The organism is Neoakkermansia glycaniphila, assembly GCF_900097105.1.
Lineage (GTDB): Bacteria > Verrucomicrobiota > Verrucomicrobiia > Verrucomicrobiales > Akkermansiaceae > Akkermansia > Akkermansia glycaniphila.
On the sequence record NZ_LT629973.1, the window covers coordinates 305,570 to 324,682 of the forward strand.

Annotated in this window: 14 protein-coding genes; 12 read left to right on the forward strand and 2 right to left on the reverse strand. The window is 57.2% G+C overall.

All coding sequences use genetic code 11. The features are described from left to right. Positions 1 to 121: 121 nt before the first annotated feature. Positions 122 to 4,240 (reverse strand): autotransporter domain-containing protein, encoded by a 4,119-nt coding sequence (locus PYTT_RS01260; RefSeq protein WP_067772559.1) that lies wholly within the window; start codon positions 4,238 to 4,240, stop codon positions 122 to 124. Between the two features lie 229 nt (positions 4,241 to 4,469). Here PYTT_RS01260 and PYTT_RS01265 point away from each other — a divergent pair, with 229 nt between their 5' ends. Further along, the gene (locus PYTT_RS01265) at positions 4,470 to 5,789 is read left to right on the forward strand and encodes a cytochrome ubiquinol oxidase subunit I (RefSeq protein WP_067772569.1); all 1,320 of its coding nucleotides are present in this window, start codon (positions 4,470 to 4,472) and stop codon (positions 5,787 to 5,789) included. 7 nt (positions 5,790 to 5,796) lie between these two features. Continuing rightward, positions 5,797 to 6,780, forward strand: a complete 984-nt coding sequence (locus PYTT_RS01270) for a cytochrome d ubiquinol oxidase subunit II (protein WP_083076401.1) — start codon at positions 5,797 to 5,799, stop codon at positions 6,778 to 6,780. Between the two features lie 80 nt (positions 6,781 to 6,860). On the opposite strand, the gene PYTT_RS01275 is transcribed toward PYTT_RS01270, so the two are convergent. Continuing rightward, complete coding sequence (locus tag PYTT_RS01275; protein ID WP_067772572.1) at positions 6,861 to 8,078, reverse strand: tetratricopeptide repeat protein; 1,218 nt, start codon at positions 8,076 to 8,078, stop codon at positions 6,861 to 6,863. A gap of 50 nt (positions 8,079 to 8,128) precedes the next feature. Between PYTT_RS01275 and PYTT_RS01280 the strand changes: the two genes are divergently transcribed. From PYTT_RS01280 to PYTT_RS01325, 10 genes are all read left to right on the forward strand, one after another. Beyond that, positions 8,129 to 10,126 carry a sialidase family protein gene (locus PYTT_RS01280; protein ID WP_172801739.1) on the forward strand — a complete coding sequence of 666 codons (1,998 nt, stop codon included), beginning with the start codon at positions 8,129 to 8,131 and terminating at the stop codon, positions 10,124 to 10,126. Between the two features lie 151 nt (positions 10,127 to 10,277). After that, the gene (locus PYTT_RS01285; RefSeq protein WP_141675684.1) at positions 10,278 to 10,877 is read left to right on the forward strand and encodes a hypothetical protein; all 600 of its coding nucleotides are present in this window, start codon (positions 10,278 to 10,280) and stop codon (positions 10,875 to 10,877) included. Beyond that, a complete protein-coding gene (locus PYTT_RS01290; RefSeq protein ID WP_067772584.1) occupies positions 10,874 to 11,770 on the forward strand; it encodes a hypothetical protein in 897 nt (298 codons plus the stop codon). Before PYTT_RS01285 ends, PYTT_RS01290 begins: the two co-directional genes overlap by 4 nt. Positions 11,771 to 12,046: 276 nt before the next feature. Next, the gene (gene gap, locus PYTT_RS01295) at positions 12,047 to 13,051 is read left to right on the forward strand and encodes a type I glyceraldehyde-3-phosphate dehydrogenase (RefSeq protein ID WP_197677925.1); all 1,005 of its coding nucleotides are present in this window, start codon (positions 12,047 to 12,049) and stop codon (positions 13,049 to 13,051) included. 118 nt (positions 13,052 to 13,169) lie between these two features. Then, positions 13,170 to 14,366, forward strand: a complete 1,197-nt coding sequence (locus tag PYTT_RS01300) for a phosphoglycerate kinase (protein ID WP_067772849.1) — start codon at positions 13,170 to 13,172, stop codon at positions 14,364 to 14,366. A 278-nt stretch (positions 14,367 to 14,644) separates the two neighbouring features. After that, positions 14,645 to 15,244 (forward strand): 50S ribosomal protein L25, encoded by a 600-nt coding sequence (locus PYTT_RS01305; RefSeq protein WP_141675685.1) that lies wholly within the window; start codon positions 14,645 to 14,647, stop codon positions 15,242 to 15,244. Between the two features lie 130 nt (positions 15,245 to 15,374). After that, on the forward strand, positions 15,375 to 16,505 hold the full coding sequence (locus tag PYTT_RS01310; protein ID WP_067772596.1) for a hypothetical protein: 1,131 nt from the start codon (positions 15,375 to 15,377) through the stop codon (positions 16,503 to 16,505). 146 nt (positions 16,506 to 16,651) lie between these two features. Next, complete coding sequence (gene hisB, locus PYTT_RS01315) at positions 16,652 to 17,242, forward strand: imidazoleglycerol-phosphate dehydratase HisB (RefSeq protein WP_067772598.1); 591 nt, start codon at positions 16,652 to 16,654, stop codon at positions 17,240 to 17,242. Further along, a complete protein-coding gene (gene hisH, locus PYTT_RS01320) occupies positions 17,239 to 17,859 on the forward strand; it encodes an imidazole glycerol phosphate synthase subunit HisH (RefSeq protein WP_067772601.1) in 621 nt (206 codons plus the stop codon). The genes hisB and hisH overlap by 4 nt, the downstream gene beginning before the upstream one ends. Positions 17,860 to 17,870: 11 nt before the next feature. Then, positions 17,871 to 18,977, forward strand: coding sequence for an LptF/LptG family permease (locus tag PYTT_RS01325; protein WP_067772603.1), 1,107 nt, complete (start codon positions 17,871 to 17,873; stop codon positions 18,975 to 18,977). The last annotated feature ends 136 nt before the right edge of the window (positions 18,978 to 19,113 follow it).

The following is a 19,113-nucleotide window of genomic DNA, read 5'->3' on the forward strand; positions in this document are numbered from 1 at the left end:
CGGCGAGGCCTGTCCCGCCGGGATTTTTCATTCTCGCATTCGAAAACATATCACACATATCATACAAAAACCCGCCCACCGGAAGGCGGACGGGTTTTGTCGATTGAATGGCAACGTCCGATCAGAACTGGTAACGGTAACCGACCGCACCGCTCACGCCCGTAGCGCCGGAGCAGAACTCGGCATTCGCGTTCACGAATACGTCGCTGTTCATACCGGCCGGAATCGTCAACCCTGCACCGACTTCGATACGCGTGCTGCCGGGTTCCGCACCACGCACGCCGAACGCCTGAGACGGCGCGGCAAGCATGGCCACATCGGCTTCGCCGCGGCGGTCGCCCATATCCTGGAGCAACATGGCGCGGGCTTCGAAAATACCCTTGCGGTTGAAAATATTGTGGCCCACGTCCGCCAGATAGCGCGCACCGAGACCGATGGTCGCAAAGCTCACGTCCTGCTTGCCGACATGCAACCCGGCATCGCCCAGCCCCGTTTCGGAATAGGCATCCACGCTGGAACTCGTCCAGGACACATTCAACAGCGGCTGAAGCATCGGCAGCGTGCGGGATTCGACATCGAGCGGAATATCGTACGACAGTTCGTACATCGCACCGATAGCCGTACCGTTGGTCGTACCGCGGGATGTATAATAATCCGAACCGACGGAGAACGAGCGGTCAAGACTCATATTGGCACGGCTTCCGGTCAAGATGAAAGCATGCCCCCAACGCTTCACCTGAGCACGCAGGAAGAGATTCACGTAGAAGCTGTCCAGATCGCCCTTGGCGGATTCGGCCGCGCTGGACGAAAGATCGCCGGATTGCACCGAGAAAGCGGCGCCTGCCGTGATGCGTTCCGAAAAGTCGCAATCCACTCCAAGCGTACCACCCCAGCTATTGAGCGTATAACCGGCTTCGCGGCCGTCGGAATCCAGCTTGAGGTGGCTTCCGTCCGCATTGAACCACATATTGCAGTAGGGCAATTCGGAAGGCACGCAGCCTTCGCCTGCACCCATCGTCGTCATCCGGTTGCGAATGGCGAACATTTGCGTACTCAAAGCCTGCGTGTAAGCGGAGCTGAGTGCCGTCGTCGTGCTGCCTGCCAGAGCGGCAAGCGTCTGGGAAGCTGCGCTGAAGGACTGGCTCGTCAGATTGCCGTCCACGGAATCCATGATCTTCGCGAGAGCGGAATTCGGATCATTCTTCTGCGGGTCTTTGGCCTGCAAGGCGCGGTCAAGAAGCTTGCCACCCGTCGTACTCACCGAATCCAGCGTGGGATTGATGGCATGGTCCGCGTAGAAATCTCCCGTATTCCGGTCTGCCGTCAGCTCCAGAACTCCGGTCGAAGCATTATAGGACACGGCGATGGAATCCTTCTGGTAGAACTTGTACAGCATGGAATCGTACTCCACATCCACCTTGCCGGCGAGCGTAATGCTGCCCCCATCCACGGGCGCAGCAAGAACCTGTACGACATGCTCGGGGGTCTGGGAATAGAATTGTTCGCCGGACTTGGCAAAATGGAACTTGCCGCCTTCCACGCGCAGATTGCCGCCCGTCACGATGAACGGAGTGGCATCGGCCTGAGTCGGCATGGTAAAGTTCAAACGTGAATTCGCATCGATCACACCGCCGGACATCAAACCGAGAGCAGCCGTTTCCGAAGCCGCATCGGACATCGGCAAAATACCCATCGACTGCAACACGGGAGACACAGCCTTCTTGTCCAGAAGAGTCACCGTACCGCTCGTCGTCGTCAGGGAATTCATGAGCGTACCGTATGCCACGCTCAATTCACCGGAATTGACCGAAACATTGCCGCTGTACAGCTCGGCGCCGGAGAGTGACACCTTGCCTCCGCGCACGGCCAGGTCATTGGACACAGCCTTCGAATTCAGTTTCAATGCACCTTGTGTCGCGACGATTCCTCCCGTGCCGAAAGCCTTATCGTTCCCGGCAATCAGTGTGCCGCCGTTCATGGTCGTACCACCGGCATAGGAATTGGCGCCGTTCAAAGTCACCGCTCCATCCGAAACCTTGGTGAGGGCTCCGGCACCGGCGAGCTCGATATTCACCACACCTTGCGACATGTTGTAGCTGCCGGCAGTCAACACGCTGTGGTCGCCATCCGCGTTGATCGTACCTTCCTTCAGAGTCAGCGTAGAAGCCTGCATCGGTCCGGACACGGTCAAGGCCGCCGCTCCCTGATCGATCGTCACATCGCCCATGTATTGCGAGACACCGTAAAGTGTCGCCTCGCCGAGGATCGACATCTTGTTGGACAGGGTGTGGTCTCTCAGATCCAGAGCACCGGCTTCAATCGTGATATTGCCGGAACCGAGAGCCGATTCCGCCACAGCCACGAGCATGCCTCCCTTCAGAAGAGTACCACCCGTATACGTATTGTTGGTCTCAATCGTCAGCGTACCGACACCCGCCTTGGTCAACTGTCCGGAACCGGCAATATGCCCGGCGCCGTCCATCAGAATATCGTGATCGCAATCAACCAGTGTGGACAAGGGGGAGACTTCCTCACCCACCTCGATGTGGCGGTAAAGCCCGATATTCACATCCATGCCATTCTGATACGTCAGCACATCCATGCCGCCGTCATCGCCGATCGACCAAATGCGGTTACCCGTCTTCCACACCAGATCATCGGCCGATTCACCATTAGTGGAAACGGAAAGGATAATGCGGTTATTGGTGGAACTCACACCGAAATCGAACCCGATGACCGGATCGGGAAGCAGCAGGGACAAATCGCCCTGCAACTGTCCGTACGACATGAGCGAATAAAAACCGGGCATATAGGCGCCGCCTACATTGGAAAGAATCAGCTTGACCGTACCGTTCACAGCCAGCGTACCTGTCACATTCAACAGATCGCTCTTGCCGTCGGCTCCGGACAAATCGAACTTGAAATACCCGGAAGATGCATCCAGAGAAGCGACCGTCACGGAACCGAGCGTACCCGTACCGCCGATATCGAGAATACCGCCGTTCATCGTCAAAGCTCCCGTACCGAGGGCATTGGCATTCTTCACCACCAGGGTGCCCCCGTTGAGATCCGTGCCGCCCGTATACGAATTGGCCATATTCAGGGTCAGCGTACCAGCGCCCTGCTTTGTCAGCTTCATCGCGCCATTCAACGAACCGGAACCGATAAACGCATAATCCGAAGCGCTATCCACTTTCACCGACTTGGGGGAAAGCCTGCCCGTCAGGGTCACATCGCCCGCACCGTTGCCGGCAAACAGCACATCGCGCCCGTCCGTATAATAGCTGTTGTACGCCTTATTTTTGGCATCGGCCGTCCAGCCGGCCGCAGCTGTCGGCAGATCGCTTGTTTTATTCAGAGACCAAGCATTGGCACCACCCGACCAAACAAGCGTATTGGCCGAATATTCGGTATACATGCTTTCAAGGACGGGAGCCGTCCGCAGGAAAATAAACTCTTCGATACGCCCGATGGTACCGTCGTAATTGATCCAGTAATATCCGTTCTGGTTCTGGATGGTAAATTCGTGCATGCGCGCACGCGTCGGCTGCCCGCCTTGCGCGGGCTCGTCATCGCTGTCCGCGATGAACAGCTTGCCGAGTGTCCCGTCGTTATTGAGCTCGTAACCCCAGATCGTCATGGCATGACCACCCCAGTTGCCAGCCACGTCACCTATCTGCTGGACCCACACGACACCGATGGATGCCGGGCCGTACTTGGGCATATTCGTGGTCAGGCCGTTGACCATCTGCCTCTGGTTCAACTCCTGCATCGTCAAGAAAACCGAGCAGGAATCCGCATTGGCATAATATTTGGAAAAAAAGGAAGTCGAAACCGCCGTATTGGGCCTCATATTCGGGAATTGAGGCGTTGAACCACGCAACCACCACGCATACCCGAAGTAGCCGTTGCCGCCATCATCGACAAAGCTTTGCTTGAATGCCGTAAAAATATTGGAACGGCTCCAGTCGCCCGCCACCGCCGTACCGTGAATCAGCGGATCCTTGCCCTCGTAAAACACTCCGTACTTATCCTGCCAGAATTGAATCACATTACTGCACGATGCAGCCCAGCACAACTCATTATCCGGAAAATTCGGATCGCGATTCCACGTCTTGTTGATATCGTAAAAGCCGCTTGTCTGGGTCACGCCGTCCACAAAAACGGGAGTCGCGGAAAGAGGCAGTGCAACCAAAGCCAGCAGAGCGGCGCGAAGGCCGATGGGGAGATGGAGTTTCATATTATAAAATCGATCAATAGTAGGTTATCTATGCCATGTAAGCATTCTTGCATTCATGTCTATCTTATTTTGGGCAGGGTGACAAGCGAAAAACATAGTATCATACAAAAAATCATGATCTTTTACCGGAACGGTCACCGCCCCCCGGTTGAAAACCGTTATCCTAACCGGACTTTTTCTCTTGCGGTACATAAAAACGTATGCTACTTTTCAAGAGTTAATCTAAATTATGGACGACACGCTATTACTCTCACGTCTGCAATTCGCACTGAACATCAGCTTCCACATCCTGTTCCCGACCATCTCTCTGGGACTCGGCTGGCTGCTGGTATTCTTCAAAATGCGATACTCCCGCACGAAGGATGAAAAATGGATCAAACTCTACTTTTTCTGGGTCAAAATCTTCGCCCTCACCTTCGCTCTGGGCGTGGCGAGCGGCATCACGATGCCCTTCCAATTCAGCACCAACTGGCCCGGCTTCCTCGAAATGGCAGGCAACGTCGCGGGGCCAATCCTCGCCTATGAAGTCCTGCTCGCCTTCTTTCTGGAAGGCACCTTCTTGGGCATCGTCCTCTTTGCCTACAAAAAGGTTCCGGCATGGTTCCACACCCTCTCCACCTTCCTCGTCGCATTCGGCGCCACTCTTTCCGGCTTCATCATCCTGTCTCTCGTCAGCTGGATGATCACTCCGCAAGGCTTTGAAGTGCGGGACGGCATCGTCCACGTCACCTCCTGGTACGACGTCATCATGAGCCCGTCCATGATCTATCGCTTCCTGCACATGATGATCGCGGCCGGACTCACCTCCGCCTTCCTCCTCGCGGGCATATCGGCCTACCGCTGGCTGCGCAGCGACCGCGCCCCGGACGTCATGTCCGGCCTGCGCACCGGCATCTACACCGCGCTGGCATGCTCCCTCATGCAATGGGTCGTCGGCGACATGCACGGCTACAACACCTCCCAGCACCAGCCTCAGACCATGGCCGCCGCCGAAGCCATCTGGAAAACCGAAAAAGGAGCCCCCCTCCTCCTCTTCGCCATCCCGGATCCCGAAACGAAAAGCAACAAATTCGAAATCGGCATCCCGAAAATGTGCAGTCTCCTGATGACCCACCATCTCAACGGCGAAGTCAAAGGCCTCGACCAGTTCCCCGAACACCCCTCGGTCGCTCCCGTCTTCTTCTCCTTCCGCATCATGGTCTTCACCGGCCTCGCCATGCTCGTCGTCTCCATCGCCGGCACATGGGTCCTCAAACGAAGGAAAGACATCACCCCCTTCTGGGCCAAAGTCTTCGTCTGGATGACCTTCTCCGGCTGGGTCGGCACCCTCACCGGCTGGTACACCACGGAAATGGGCCGCCAGCCCTACATCATCCACGGAGTCCTGAAAACGGCCGATGCCGCCACCAAGACAGGTTCGGGCATGGTCGCCTCCACCTTCGCCTGCTACATCGCGGGCTACGTCATCCTGCTGGCCGCCTTCCTGTACGCCATCTATTATCTGGCTCGCAAGGCAGCTCAAACCAACACTATTCAACCTCTCGACTGATCCCGCCATGGACTCTCCCACATTCCTCATGATCGACACGGCCTTGCTGCCGGATGTCTTCGGCTTCCTGATCGCCCTCACCCTCCTCATCTACATCGTGCTGGACGGCTACGACCTCGGCGTAGGCATCCTCAGCATCGCCGCAGAAGAAAAGAAACGCGACCGCATGATCGACACGATCGCCCCCTTCTGGGACGCCAACGAAACATGGATCCTGCTCGCCCTCGGCATCATCATCGTCGCCTTCCCCGCCGCACAGGGCATCGTCTTCGGCGCGCTATACCTCCCCACGGCCATCATGCTCATCGCCCTCCTCTTCCGGGGAGCCGCCTTCGAATTCCGCGTCAAAGCCTCACCGAAACACAAACCCCTTTGGGACAAGGCACTCTTCGCAGGCTCGCTCATTGTTGCCCTCTCCCAGGGCTGGATGCTCGGACTCTTCGTCAGCGGCTTCGAATACACGGCCGCCGTCTGGCTCATGCCCCTGCTCGCTGTTGCCGCCTATGTACTCGTCGGAGCCTGCTGGCTCATCATGAAAACAACGGGCAGCCTGCGGCAGCAGGCCGTCTCGTGGGCCAAAACAGGCATACGCATCTCCGTCCTGCTAGCTGCCGTCATCGCCATTGCTTCTCCCCTCTTCCCGGCAGCATCCATATCCGCCGTCACCATTCTCAGCGGAATATCCGCCGTCCTGGCCTTCGCCGTCGTCATCACACTGGCCCGGCTCGGAAAAATGCCGGACAAAGGAATCTGGGTACCCTTCGCCCTCACCGTACTGATCTTCATCCTTGGCGTCGCTATCCTCTCCCTCAGTTGCTACCCCGACATCATCCGCGGCCACATGTCGCTGGTAGAAGGCGCGGCATCCACCGCCTCCCTCTCGGCCCTCCTGCTTGGAGTCGTCATCTCCCTCCCCCTCGTCATCGTGTACACCGTCATCGCCTACCGCATCTTCCACGGAGCGAACAATGAAATCCATTACGACGACTGACAGACCGCAGCACCATCATTCAAATAAAAAAACGCTGTCCAAACCGGACAGCGTTTTTTCATGAAACGAATGAACACCGATCAATCCGAATCCTTCTCCTGCTTCATGGCGGCCTGGGCCTTCATCTCCCAGAACATGGCCTTCTTCTCATCTCTTTCCACCCCGAAACCCTCCCGGTAACATTCGGCCAGACCGGACATACCCTGCGCATTGCCGCCTTCAGCGGCCAAAGTCATCCACCTGAAACTTTTGGCCTCATCTTTTGGCACAAAGGTACCATGGAAATATCCATACGCCAAGCACACCATCGCCTTCAGGTTGCCTTTTCGAGCCGCGCTTTCATACCATTCCAGTTCCTTGCCATCATCCTCATCCGCATAACTCATAGCCAACAGCACTTCTGCATCCGTATTTCCTTCCGCGGCCATCTTCTCCAGCAAACTTCTCAAAGTCTGAACATCGCCACCATACAGCGCCATGACGGACATGAAAATCGGTTCAATCTTCTCCCTGTCATGCATCTTCGACAACCCTTCCGTCAGAAGTTCGATACCTCTATTCCTTGCATCCGGATATTGGCTCGCAATTCCCACGAGTCCCGATATTAAAACAGCCATCATCCGTTCATCCTCCGACGGATCGTTTTGCAGCTCATGCACGATAGACCATCCCTGCTCCCTGACGGCATCATCTCGATCAAACAAAAGGCCGCACACAAAAAAAACCAAAGCGCCTTCATCTTGTTGAACGATAGGCTTCAACAGATCCATACCCTCTCGATACTCGGCCCTGTTGGCATTCGTCTCAATCAAATTTCTCTTATTGGTCTGTAGATCCAGATGAAGCCTGATGCCAAACTGTACATTCCCATTCTCCATGGAAACACCCCATGAATGCTCGTTAAAGACCAAGCACATGCCAAGCATGCCCTGAGCCGTTACATCACCTTGCAAAACAGCCTTTCTCAACCACTTGATTCCCTCTTCGCGACTTTTCTCCAAACCGCCGGAACCAGCCAGATACAAAATACCCATGCGCCGCTGGGACACCATATCCCCGGCTTCCGCTTTTTGGCGTATAAGGGAGGTATTGATTTCTGAATCGGAGGGCTGGGCGTCAGCTGCAACGACGGAACCGACAAGAACCGGTACTACTGCCATAAGGTAGGAACAATGCATGCTCATATCACGAATTAACATATCCGCTTTCACCTGTCTGTCAATCACAAACAAAGTCATCACCCCGCCTTGGAAACAACAGAAACCGATCGCGCCCCACCCCGTACCGGAGAGTTGCATACGTCTTTTCTCCTTGCCATGATTCGATGTTTTTCATATCATTAGAACGTATGAAGTCTTATTTTTACCTTTCCCTGCTGGCTGCCGCCGGTTTGGCGACGACGACACATGCCCAAGAAAGCTTCGAAGAGGCGAAACAAGGCAACTTCACCAAAACGGCCACCATGTACGGTGAATTGACGGCAGCCCCCGACAACGCCGCCATTCACGGCAAAGGCCGCTCGGGCAAACAAGGCCTCCACATCAAAGGAGGCGAAAACAAAACGGTCGAACTGGCCTTGGCCGAAATCCCGAAAGAAGACACCGGCATGGAACTTTGGGCCGAACGCTGGACGGGAGCCAACCCCTTCGCCTTCCGCATCGAGGCCATTGGTAAAAACGGCACCAAAACCATCGCCGAAAACAACAGCATCTCCGTCGGCGGCTACAAAACGAACATCAAAGCCACTATCCCTGCCGGCACGGAAAAACTGCGCTTCGTCTCCACCGCCGCCCCGAAGGGAGGAGTCCTGCTGGACGACCTGCTCCTCATCCCGAACACGCCGATGAAAGTCGGCATCGTCTCCTTCAAGCATCCCGGCATCTACCCCGTCATGCAGCGCAAGGAATACAACCCCGTCCTCGGCGTCAACATCCCGGCGTTGGGTGTCAAGGAAGCCAAACACCTCACGGGCGTCACCATCAACTTCAACGCCGACCCGAAAGACATCGAATCAGTCACCCTCTACTCCGGCACCTCCGATGCTACCCATATCGGCACCGCCGTCTTCACCCCCGCCAAACCCGACAAGGCAAGCGGGCCACTCACGTTCACGGGAGACATGCCGCTCAAATCCGGCAACAACTGGATATGGGTCTCCGTCAAACTCTCGAAAGAAGCCAACCTTGACCACACCCTCACGGCCTCGGCCGGAAGCGTCCTCATCGACGGTAAACCTGCTCCGCAAAACCGCATGGCCGTCCAGAGCACGCAAAACTTCGGCTATGAAGTCGCCCAGCCCGGAGACCTGAAATCCAAAGGCTACCGCATCCCCGGCATGATCCGCACCAAAGACGGCACCCTCATCGCCAGCTTCGATGCCCGCTACCGCCACCACGGCGACCTGGCCGCCGACATCGACGTAGCCGTCGCACGCTCTACCGACGGCGGCCAGACATGGACCGATCCCTACGTCGCCATGGACACCGGCAATGACCCCAAACACGGCTACGACGGCTGCGGCGACGCCTGCATCCTGCAGGATGCCAAAACGGGCCGCATCTGGCTCTCCGCCCTCTGGTACCACAAAAAAGGCAACTCATGGGGAGGCTCCGCTCCCGGCATGAAACCCGAAGAAACAGGACAATTCGTCATGGTACACAGCGATGACGACGGCAAAACATGGAGCAAGGAAATCACCAACATCACCCCCCAGATCAAGGATCCCGCATGGCGCCTCGTCCTGCCCGGCCCCGGCATGGGCATCACCATGAAAGACGGCACCCTCGTCTTCCCTGCCCAGTACCGAGGCAAAAACGATGAAACGGACAAAGGCAAACCATACTCCACCATCTGCTACTCCAAAGACAACGGCAAAACATGGACTTACGGCACCGGCATCAAAATCGACACCACCGAATGCCAGGTCTGCGAACTCGCGGACGGTTCACTCATGCTCAACTGCCGCGACAACCGCGGCGGCTCCCGCACCGTAGGCATCACCAAAGACCTCGGCAAAACGTGGACCATGCATGAAACCGACCGCAAGGCACTCATCGAACCCGTCTGCCAGGCCTCCCTCATCGCCGTGGACGACACCCCGGCCGGCCGCTGCCTCTTCTTCTCCAACCCCCACACCAAGGGAGGCCGCCACACCATGAGCATACAGGTATCGCAGGACGAAGGCAAAACATGGAGCAAAGCCTACACCTACGACAGCCGCCCCGGCTGCGGATACTCCTGCCTCGCCCCCATCGACAAGGAACATATCGGCATCCTGTATGAAACACCGCTTGGTATCAACTTCCTGCGCATCAAATACAGCGACCTCGGCCTCGGCGGCAAATAAACCCGCATCCGGCCGGGAATGCAACACCTCTTGCATTTCCGGCCCATAAAGGCAACAAGGCGCCAAAAATCGAACAAAACAGACAAACGCGTCATCTCACACTCAAAGGCAACGACTCGCCTCGTTCAATTCCCGAAACAAACCCACCCCCATGATCGCCTCAGCAACCACCACAACCCTCTGCCTGTTGTCGGTAGCCCTTCACCTGCCTGAGGCACAGGCTGTGGCTTTACCGAGCCGGCCGCGCATCCCATCGAGCCAGGCAGCTTCCCCATTGCCTCGCTATGTAACTGCCGACGACATCGGCAACCTCGGCACAGAAGCAAGCTGGCAAATCTACATGCCCGAAGCCGCCTATCGTGCCGACCGATGGAACGAACAGGAAGCACGAAGACTCGGCAGAAAAGACGACCTCGCCGCCTTACAGGCCATCAATGCCACCTACGCCCTCCTTCCAAACGACAGCCATAACGACGGAAGGAGCAAAAAAGGGTCCGAATTCGTCCATCGACGCAACGGCGCACCCCCTCTCACCGCCGAACAAACAGCCAAATTGAACGAATCCCTCCGCGCCTCCCGTGAGGCATCGCGGACCTTCACATCCGAAGAAATACGAACGCTCATGGGATATCCGGAACTTCCCGACGCCGAAGCCGCCGCATTGATTCGCCTCTGGAACGAACTCGAAACCGCACGCTGCACTCCAAACAACAGCGCCACACCCTCCACCCCATCCTCACCTCAATCATGAAAACCTCATCCATACTGCCCGCCATCCTGTTCGCCTTCGCGACCATGGCGCAGGCCGAAGATATGACGCTTGCCAATAAAGACACGCTCGTCAACATATCCATCCTTGAAAAAGGAAGCGACCACGTACGCATCCGCCACGACGGAGGCATCGCCAAAATCAAATACAACGAACTCACCCCCGAGTGGCAGAAAAAACTCGACCTCACGCCGGAACAAGTCACCCAGCGAATGGAATCGGCCAAGCAGGCCGCACAAGCCAAGGCAGACCGCATCCGCAACTCCTTCTCGGAAGCGGAACGCGCGCCCCGCTACCTGCGAGGCGCGGACATCATGACCATCTTCTCCGAACAGGGGGAAATCTCCACCCGCGAAGCCGAATACCTCGCCGCAGTCTGGAATGAAAAGGAAGCCCTCCGGCTTGCCCATGCCGAAGAAGCCGCCGCCTTCCGGGAAACCATCAAAAACCAGGCTCCGGCCGTCTCCGGCACGCGTGAAAAACGAGCCTCCGCGCTGGAACGCATCACCACCCTTCAGGGCGAAATCGCCACCCTGCAAGGCCAGTTGACGGCCTCGCAAGGCAGCATCGCCTCCCTCCAGCAGCAGAACAAAGACCTGCGCGAAGCATTCAAAAACATCCCGCGCGGCAGCAACACCACCATGGTCGTGGACGACGGCCCAACCATCGTCCCCTACCCCTACCCGCCTCAGCCCATCCAGATCGTCCAGCCCGTCGTCTATCCCCGCCCGAACAGGCCTAACCACACCTGCCCGACTCCTTCCCAGCCGACGCGTCCTAGCATCACTCCGCCGCCCAACCGACAGCCCATCTACAAACCTTCCACCCCGGCGCCATCCCAGCCGCGGACGACTCCCATCAAAATGGGACGTTGAAAACAGTCATGAGCGGCATCGCCCTGCTTCATTAAGCCCCATGCCCCTGCATGGGGCTTCAGCTTTCCGCAACCGCTCGCAATAAAACGACAACACATTCATTATCAACAAAAATAAAACAAGAAACACTCTCGGCACGGACTCTGAAAAAATCCCGGCTGAACAAGATTAGTGTTGACGGAGGGCGAACCAGCAGATAAACTCGGTGCGCTTTGTTCTGCCAGGTGGCACGGCAAAGACTTTAATATTCATCCCGAACTTTCAAAGTCACCTCCTATTATGGCTAAATATGCTATCAATGGTTTCGGTCGCATCGGACGCAACGTTCTGCGTTCCATGCCCAAAGAAGAACTCGTCAAAGTTGTTGCCATCAACGACCTGACCAATCCCGCCACTCTGGCCCACCTCCTGAAGTACGACTCCACTCAGGGCATCTATCCGCACGAAGTCTCCATCGACGGCGAATACCTCGTCATCGACGGTCACAAGATCCTCATCTGTGCCGAACGCAATCCTGCCGACCTGCCTTGGGCCAAGCTCGGCGTTGACGTCGTCCTCGAATCCACCGGCTTCTTCACCAAGCGCGAAGGCGCTTCCCTGCACCTCGACGCAGGCGCCAAGAAAGTTCTCATCTCCGCTCCGGCCACCAACCCGGACCTTACGTTCTGCATCGGCATCAACGACAACGAATACGACGCCGCCAAGCACAACATCGTCTCCAACGCCTCCTGCACGACGAACTGCCTCGCCCCGATGGTCAAGGTACTCGACGACACATTCGGCGTGGACAAGGGCATGATGAGCACCATCCACTCCTACACGAACGACCAGAAGATCCTCGACCTTCCGCACAGCGACCTTCGCCGCGCCCGTTCCGCCGCCATCAACATCATCCCGACCTCCACTGGCGCCGCCAAGGCCATCGGTGAAGTCATCCCCACCCTCAAGGGCAAGCTTCATGGCGGATCCTTCCGCGTGCCGACCCCCACGGGTTCCTTCACCGACTTCGTCGCCATCCTCAAGAAGGATGCCACCGTCGAAGAAATCAACGCAGCCATGAAGGCCGCCGCTGAAGGCCCGATGAAAGGCGTTCTCCGCTACACGGACGAAGAAATCGTCCTTCAGGACATCGTTTCCGACCCGCACTCCTGCATCTTCGACTCCAAGCTGACGCTCGTTCTCGGCGGCAACTTCGTCAAGGTCGGCGGCTGGTACGACAACGAATGGGGTTACTCCAACCGCGCTGCCCAGGCTCTCAAGAAGCTCGGCGACAGCCTGTAAAGATCCATCGGCATAGGGATTGATTCCCGCGAGTCGTCCTCATGCCGGACCTGTTTTCGGGGGAACCTTGCGTTCCCCCGACTTTTTATCCGAACAACAGACCAAAACACTCATCAATATGGCAAAACTCACCGTGCGCGACCTCGACGTCGCCGGCAAGCAAGTCCTCATGCGCGTGGACTTCAATGTACCCCTCAAGGATGGCGCCATCACCAACGATGCCCGCATCGCCGCCGCCCTCCCCACCATCAAATACCTCGTTGAACACGGCGCACGCCTCGTTCTTTGCTCCCACCTCGGCCGCCCGGCCAACGAACCCGATCCCGTGTTCTCCCTCGCTCCGGCAGCCGTACGCCTCGGCGAACTCCTCGGCAAGCCCGTCACCTTCGTCCCCGAAGCCATCGGCGACAAGGCCGATGCCGCTCGCGCCGCCATGAAGGACGGCGACGTCATCCTTCTGGAAAACGTCCGCTTCTACCCGGGTGAAAAGAAAAACAACCCGGAATTCGCCAAAGCTCTCCTCGGTGCCGCCACCATCTTCGTCAACGATGCATTCGGCTCCGCCCACCGCGCCCACTCCTCCACGGAAGGCGTCACCCACTTCGCTGAAAAGAGCGCCATGGGCTTCCTCATCGAACGCGAACTCGAATACCTCGAAGGCAAACTCGACAACCCGGAACACCCATTCGTCGTCATCATGGGCGGCGCCAAGGTCTCCGACAAAATCGAAGTCCTCTCCAAACTCATGGAAAAGGCCGACACCTTCCTCATCGGCGGCGCCATGGCCAACACCTTCCTTGCTGCTGAAGGCTACGACCTTGGAGCCTCCAAAATCGAAGGCGACAAACTCGACCTCGCCCGCCAGATCCTCGCGGAAGCCAAGGCCAAAAACGTCCAGTTCCTCCTTCCTGCCGACGTACGCGTCGCCATGAAATTCGAAGACGGAGCCGAAACCACCTGCACCGCCCCCTTCGCGGAAGGCGGCAAAGTGTGCGAAGGCGGCATGGCCATCGACATCGGCGACAAAGCCATTGCCGAATTCGCGGCCATCATCAAAAACGCCAAAACCGTCCTCTGGAACGGCCCGATGGGCGTCTTTGAAATGGACTGCTTCGCCAAGGGCACCAAGGAAATCGCGGAAGCCCTCGCGGATTCCTCCGCCATCTCCATCGTCGGTGGCGGCGACTCCGTCACAGCGGCCAAGAAATTCAAGGTGCAGGACAAACTCTCCTTCTGCTCGACGGGTGGCGGCGCCTCCCTCGAACTCCTCGAAGGCAAAATCCTCCCCGGCGTCGGAGCCCTGACCGACAAGTAAATCTTCGGAACTCATCCGAACCGACAGGAACCGCCCTCTCTCGAAGGCGGTTCCTTCTTTTTTGCAGACCTCTCTCTGCCGGAAAAGCACAGGAGGAACCTCCTCCACCCGCCTCAAAAAAAGCATGATTTGTATTGACATTTAAGCGAAATTATTGCACATTGCGCGTCCGCACCGGTCACGCAGACTGGCGCGAGACCAACTTGGCGGGTGACCTCGTGCGCACCGACGTCAAAAGAACGAAGACAAAACCGCATTTTAGCTCCATCAATCATATTATGGCTCAACATCACAAGCTGAACGCTACCAAGCGCAGCATCAAAGGTACCGGCAAACTCAACGCACTCCGCGCCCAGGGCATCCTTCCCTGCGTCGTTTACGGTGCAGGAGTCGAAACAATCGACATCCAGGTCAATGCCCGCGAATTCGCGGCCATGCTTGCCGGTGCCACCTCCGAACACATGCTCGTCGACCTCCAGATCGACGGAGCCGGCAAACTTTGCCTACTGAAGGACATCCAGCACAACTTCCTGACGGACAAGGCTATCCACGCCGACTTCCTCTCCGTCAATGACGACACCGTCATCACCTCCCTCGTTCCCGTCGTCCTTCAGGGTGAAGCTGCCGGCACCAAATTCGGCGGCCTTGTGGACCAGACCCTGCATGAACTCCCGATCAAGTGCAAGGTGAAGAACCTCCCGGAAGAAATCTCCGTGGACATCTCCGCCCTCAACATCGGCGACATCCTGCGCGTAGCCGCCATCACGCTTCCCGCCGGCATCGAAACCTCCATGGACGGAGAAGTCGGCATCGTGACCATCGAAGGCACCGTCGGCAGCGATACCGAAGCAGCGGAAGCCGCCGCTCCCGAAGCCTGATCCGCCTCCGGCAAACCTTATCGGCAACCGCATCCCCCACGGGGTGCGGTTGTTTTGTTTTAGAGCCCCCACTTTTCTATTCCATTCGCTTGCCCGTGTGATACAATAAGGAACCAAGCCTCGTACGGCCATGAAAATTCCGCTTTCCCTCTTCCTTTTCGTCTGCCTGCCCGTATCAGCCGACACGATCAAACTGATCGACGGCACAACCTACGAAGACTGCAAAATCCTTTTCAGGCAGGGCGAAGAAATCGTCCTTGAATACCCCGACCCGCAAACGCCTTCCATCAAACGGGAAACGCGTATCAAGGAATACGATGTATTGAAACATATCAAAAGCACGCCTGCCGACTACGAATTCAAAAAAATCATGCGTAAAGCAGCAAGGCTGGGCGAAATGACTCCGCAAGACCGAACGGAAACCCTGCAAGCCGTCATCGATTTTCTGGAAAAACATCCCGCTTATCCGCAAGCAGCCCAACTCGAAGAGCTGGCCGACTCATTGCGGGATGCTGCCCGCATACCGGAAGAAACCCCGGAAGGCGACGCCAAACAAACGACACCATTAACCGATGCAAAAAAACCTCAAACGGATTCCGCCTTGGACAAAGAACGGTTCGCTTACGATCGTGAAGCCAATCGCCTGTATAACGCCATGATGGAACACACCCGCGCCGAACGCAACGTCGAAGCCATGCAAATGTTCACTCTTCTGGAGCAGTTCAAGGGCTCTGCCGCCTATGTCAAGGCATATCCGGAAGCCGGCCGCCTGGCCGTAACGCTCCAAACCCAGTGGACACGGCAACGGGACGCCTTGCTCAAACAGCAACAAGAACGCAATCGGCAAATGGATCGCATGTCTCCTCAAAAACAGGAACAAGCCTCCAAATACCTTGCCAAATGGCGCAACGAACAACAGACCGTCAGCAACAACCTCGCCAACGAAGCCAAAAAGAAAAAATGGAACTGGTACACGCCTCCTGAAGACAACATGGCAGCCACAACAAGCGCTCTTCATCTGGCTGAAACCGTCAGTGAGCGCTTGGCCCGCCCCATTGAGCAAACCGGCAACCGACCGGGACAGCTGACTCCTCTCATCATCGATTTCTGGCAGCAGATCGACTCCGGCGACTTGTCGCAAGCCAAGGGAACCCTGAAAAAAATCGAAACAGCCGGCATGCCGCCATCCTATCTCGAACCTCTGAAAAACGCGCTCCTGCCACAGAAAGCCACCCCGGCAGCAACCAAAGAACTACCCTGAACGCATCGGCACCCGCGCACGCATAACCTTCATCAAACAAGGAAAGAATAACGGACAATACCGCTTCGCGCGGGCAACCTTACCCACGGACGCGCAAGACCGAATTCAAGCTTCACAACCGTTCCTCCATCAAGTATAATCCGTCCATGCGCATTGATGCAAAAACCCGCAAGACGGGAGAAACCGACATCTCCCTCGAAATCAACATCGACGGCAGCGGATGCGCTGCCATCAACACGGGCCATGCCTTCTACGACCACATGCTCCACCTCTTCACGCGCCATTCCCTCATGGACATGACCTTGAATGCGGACGGGGATCTCGATGTCGATGCGCACCACACCGTCGAAGACGTCGCCATCGTCCTCGGAGAAAGCCTCCGGTGCGCATTGGGCGACAAAAAAGGCATCAAACGCTACGGCACGGCCTACGTACCCATGGATGAAACGCTCGCCCGCGCCGTCATCGACCTGAGCAACAGGCCCTTCCTTGAATTCCGCGTTTCGAGGGACATGCCTGATGCGCCCAATTTCCCGCTCACCCTCTGTGAAGAATTCTGCCGCGCACTCGTCAACAACCTGCGCTGCAACCTCCACATTGAAGTCTTTTACGGTCGCGACGGCCACCACATTGCCGAAGCCATCTTCAAAAGCGTGGCACATGCCCTGCGCGAAGCCATGGAAATCGATCCGCGAGCCCAGGGAATCCTTCCATCGACCAAAGGCACCCTCTCATGAGTACCTCCCGACTCGGCATCATCGACTATGGAGCGGGCAACCTCCACAGCGTACGCAACACCTTCCGGGCAGCAGGGTACGAAAGCACCCTCGTCTCTCAACCGTCCCATCTGGAAGGCTTGACGCACCTCGTCCTTCCCGGAGTGGGAGAATTCGGAGATTGCGCCACCAAACTGCGCGCACAGGGACTGGAAGAACACGTACGCTCATGGATTGCGGAAGACAAACCCTTCCTCGGCATCTGCGTCGGCTACCAGATCCTCTTCGAAAGCGGCGACGAATCCCCCGTCGTACCGGGGCTCGGCATCCTGCGCGGCCATGTCCGCAAATTTCCCGAAGGAGACCTGAAAGTCCCGCACATGGGCTGGAACGGCATCTCCCTGCTCCACCCGGAAGACCCCGTCTGGCAAGGAATGGACGGCCATCCCCACTTCTACTTCGTCCACTCCTACTACCCTGTACCGGAGAATGACGAATGGACGGCAGCCACATGCTCCTACGGGGGCACCTTCGCCGCAGCCGTGCGCCGGGGCAACCTTGTCGCCACCCAGTTCCATCCGGAAAAAAGCCAGAAATTGGGCATCCGCTTCCTGTCGAATTTCCTGACGCTCCGCTGACCTCTCCCTTGATGAAAATCCTCGACCGCTACATCCTGCGCCAGCTCATCTTCGTCACCCTGCTCGGGGTGGTCGCATTGAGCGCGCTGCTGTTGCTCGGGGAACTCTTCAAACAACTGCGTCCCCTGCTCGTCGAAAGCGGCGCACCGCCCAGCATCGTACTGGAATTCATCTTCCAGGTCATCCCCTTCTCCCTCACCTTCTCCATTCCCTGGGGCTTTCTCACCGCTGTCCTGCTCGTTTACGGCAGGCTGGCAGCCGACAATGAACTGACCTCCATGCGCATGGCCGGCCTCAGCCTCTGGCGGCTGAGCATGCCCGCCATCGTCTTCGGCATCGCACTGTCCGCCCTGTGCTACTACGTCAACATCGAAATCGCCCCCAAAGGCAAGCAGGCCATGGCGGACATCGTCCGGCGGGCCGCCATGAACGACCCGAAAAGCCTGCTCCGCCCGGGGCAATCCATCACCAGCTTCAAAAACCAGCAAATCTTCATCGACGACGGCGATGAAGCCTCCCGCACCCTCTACGGCATCCACATCTACCAGCTCCCCAAAGACGGCCTAACCAAAATGGTCGTACATGCCCAGAAAGCCCTGGTTGACTTTGATGAAGACCATCGCATCCTGAAACTGCAAATGTACGACACATTCATCGAAGGACAGGACAAGGACGGCAAAGACTACTCCCCCTTCATCTCCGAAATGCCCTGGGAAATCCAGCTTCCTAATTCCGACACCAAAAAGCTCAAGCCCAACCTCTACACCAACTCCGAAATCAACGCCCTGCTCAACGACCCGGAACAATCCGCCAAATTGACCACTCGGCAAAGACTTGAATTCGAAACGGAATTCCCGAAACGAGCCTCCTTCTCGGTGGCCTGTATCGCTTTCGCCCTCATCGGCGTACCGCTCGCCGTCTCGGCGCGCAGGCGCGACACCTCCACCGGCTTCGCCATGGGCATCCTGATTGCCTCGCTCTACTTCGTCGCCCTCGTCTTCTCCGAACTCTCGCGCAAATACGCAGGCCCGGCACCATACTGGATCCTCTGGGCGCCCAACATCGCCTGCCTCATACTGGCTATCGAGCTGCACAGGCGCGCACGCTACCGGGGTTGAAGCCTTCTGCACCCTCTTCATTTCATCAGTCCCGAAGCAAATCCACCTAAGAGTGGCTCCGGCCAGACTGTACAAGACTCACAGCCATCTGCCCGCTTCGTATCAAGTCGCAGAGCCGGATCGACGCCACCCCGTC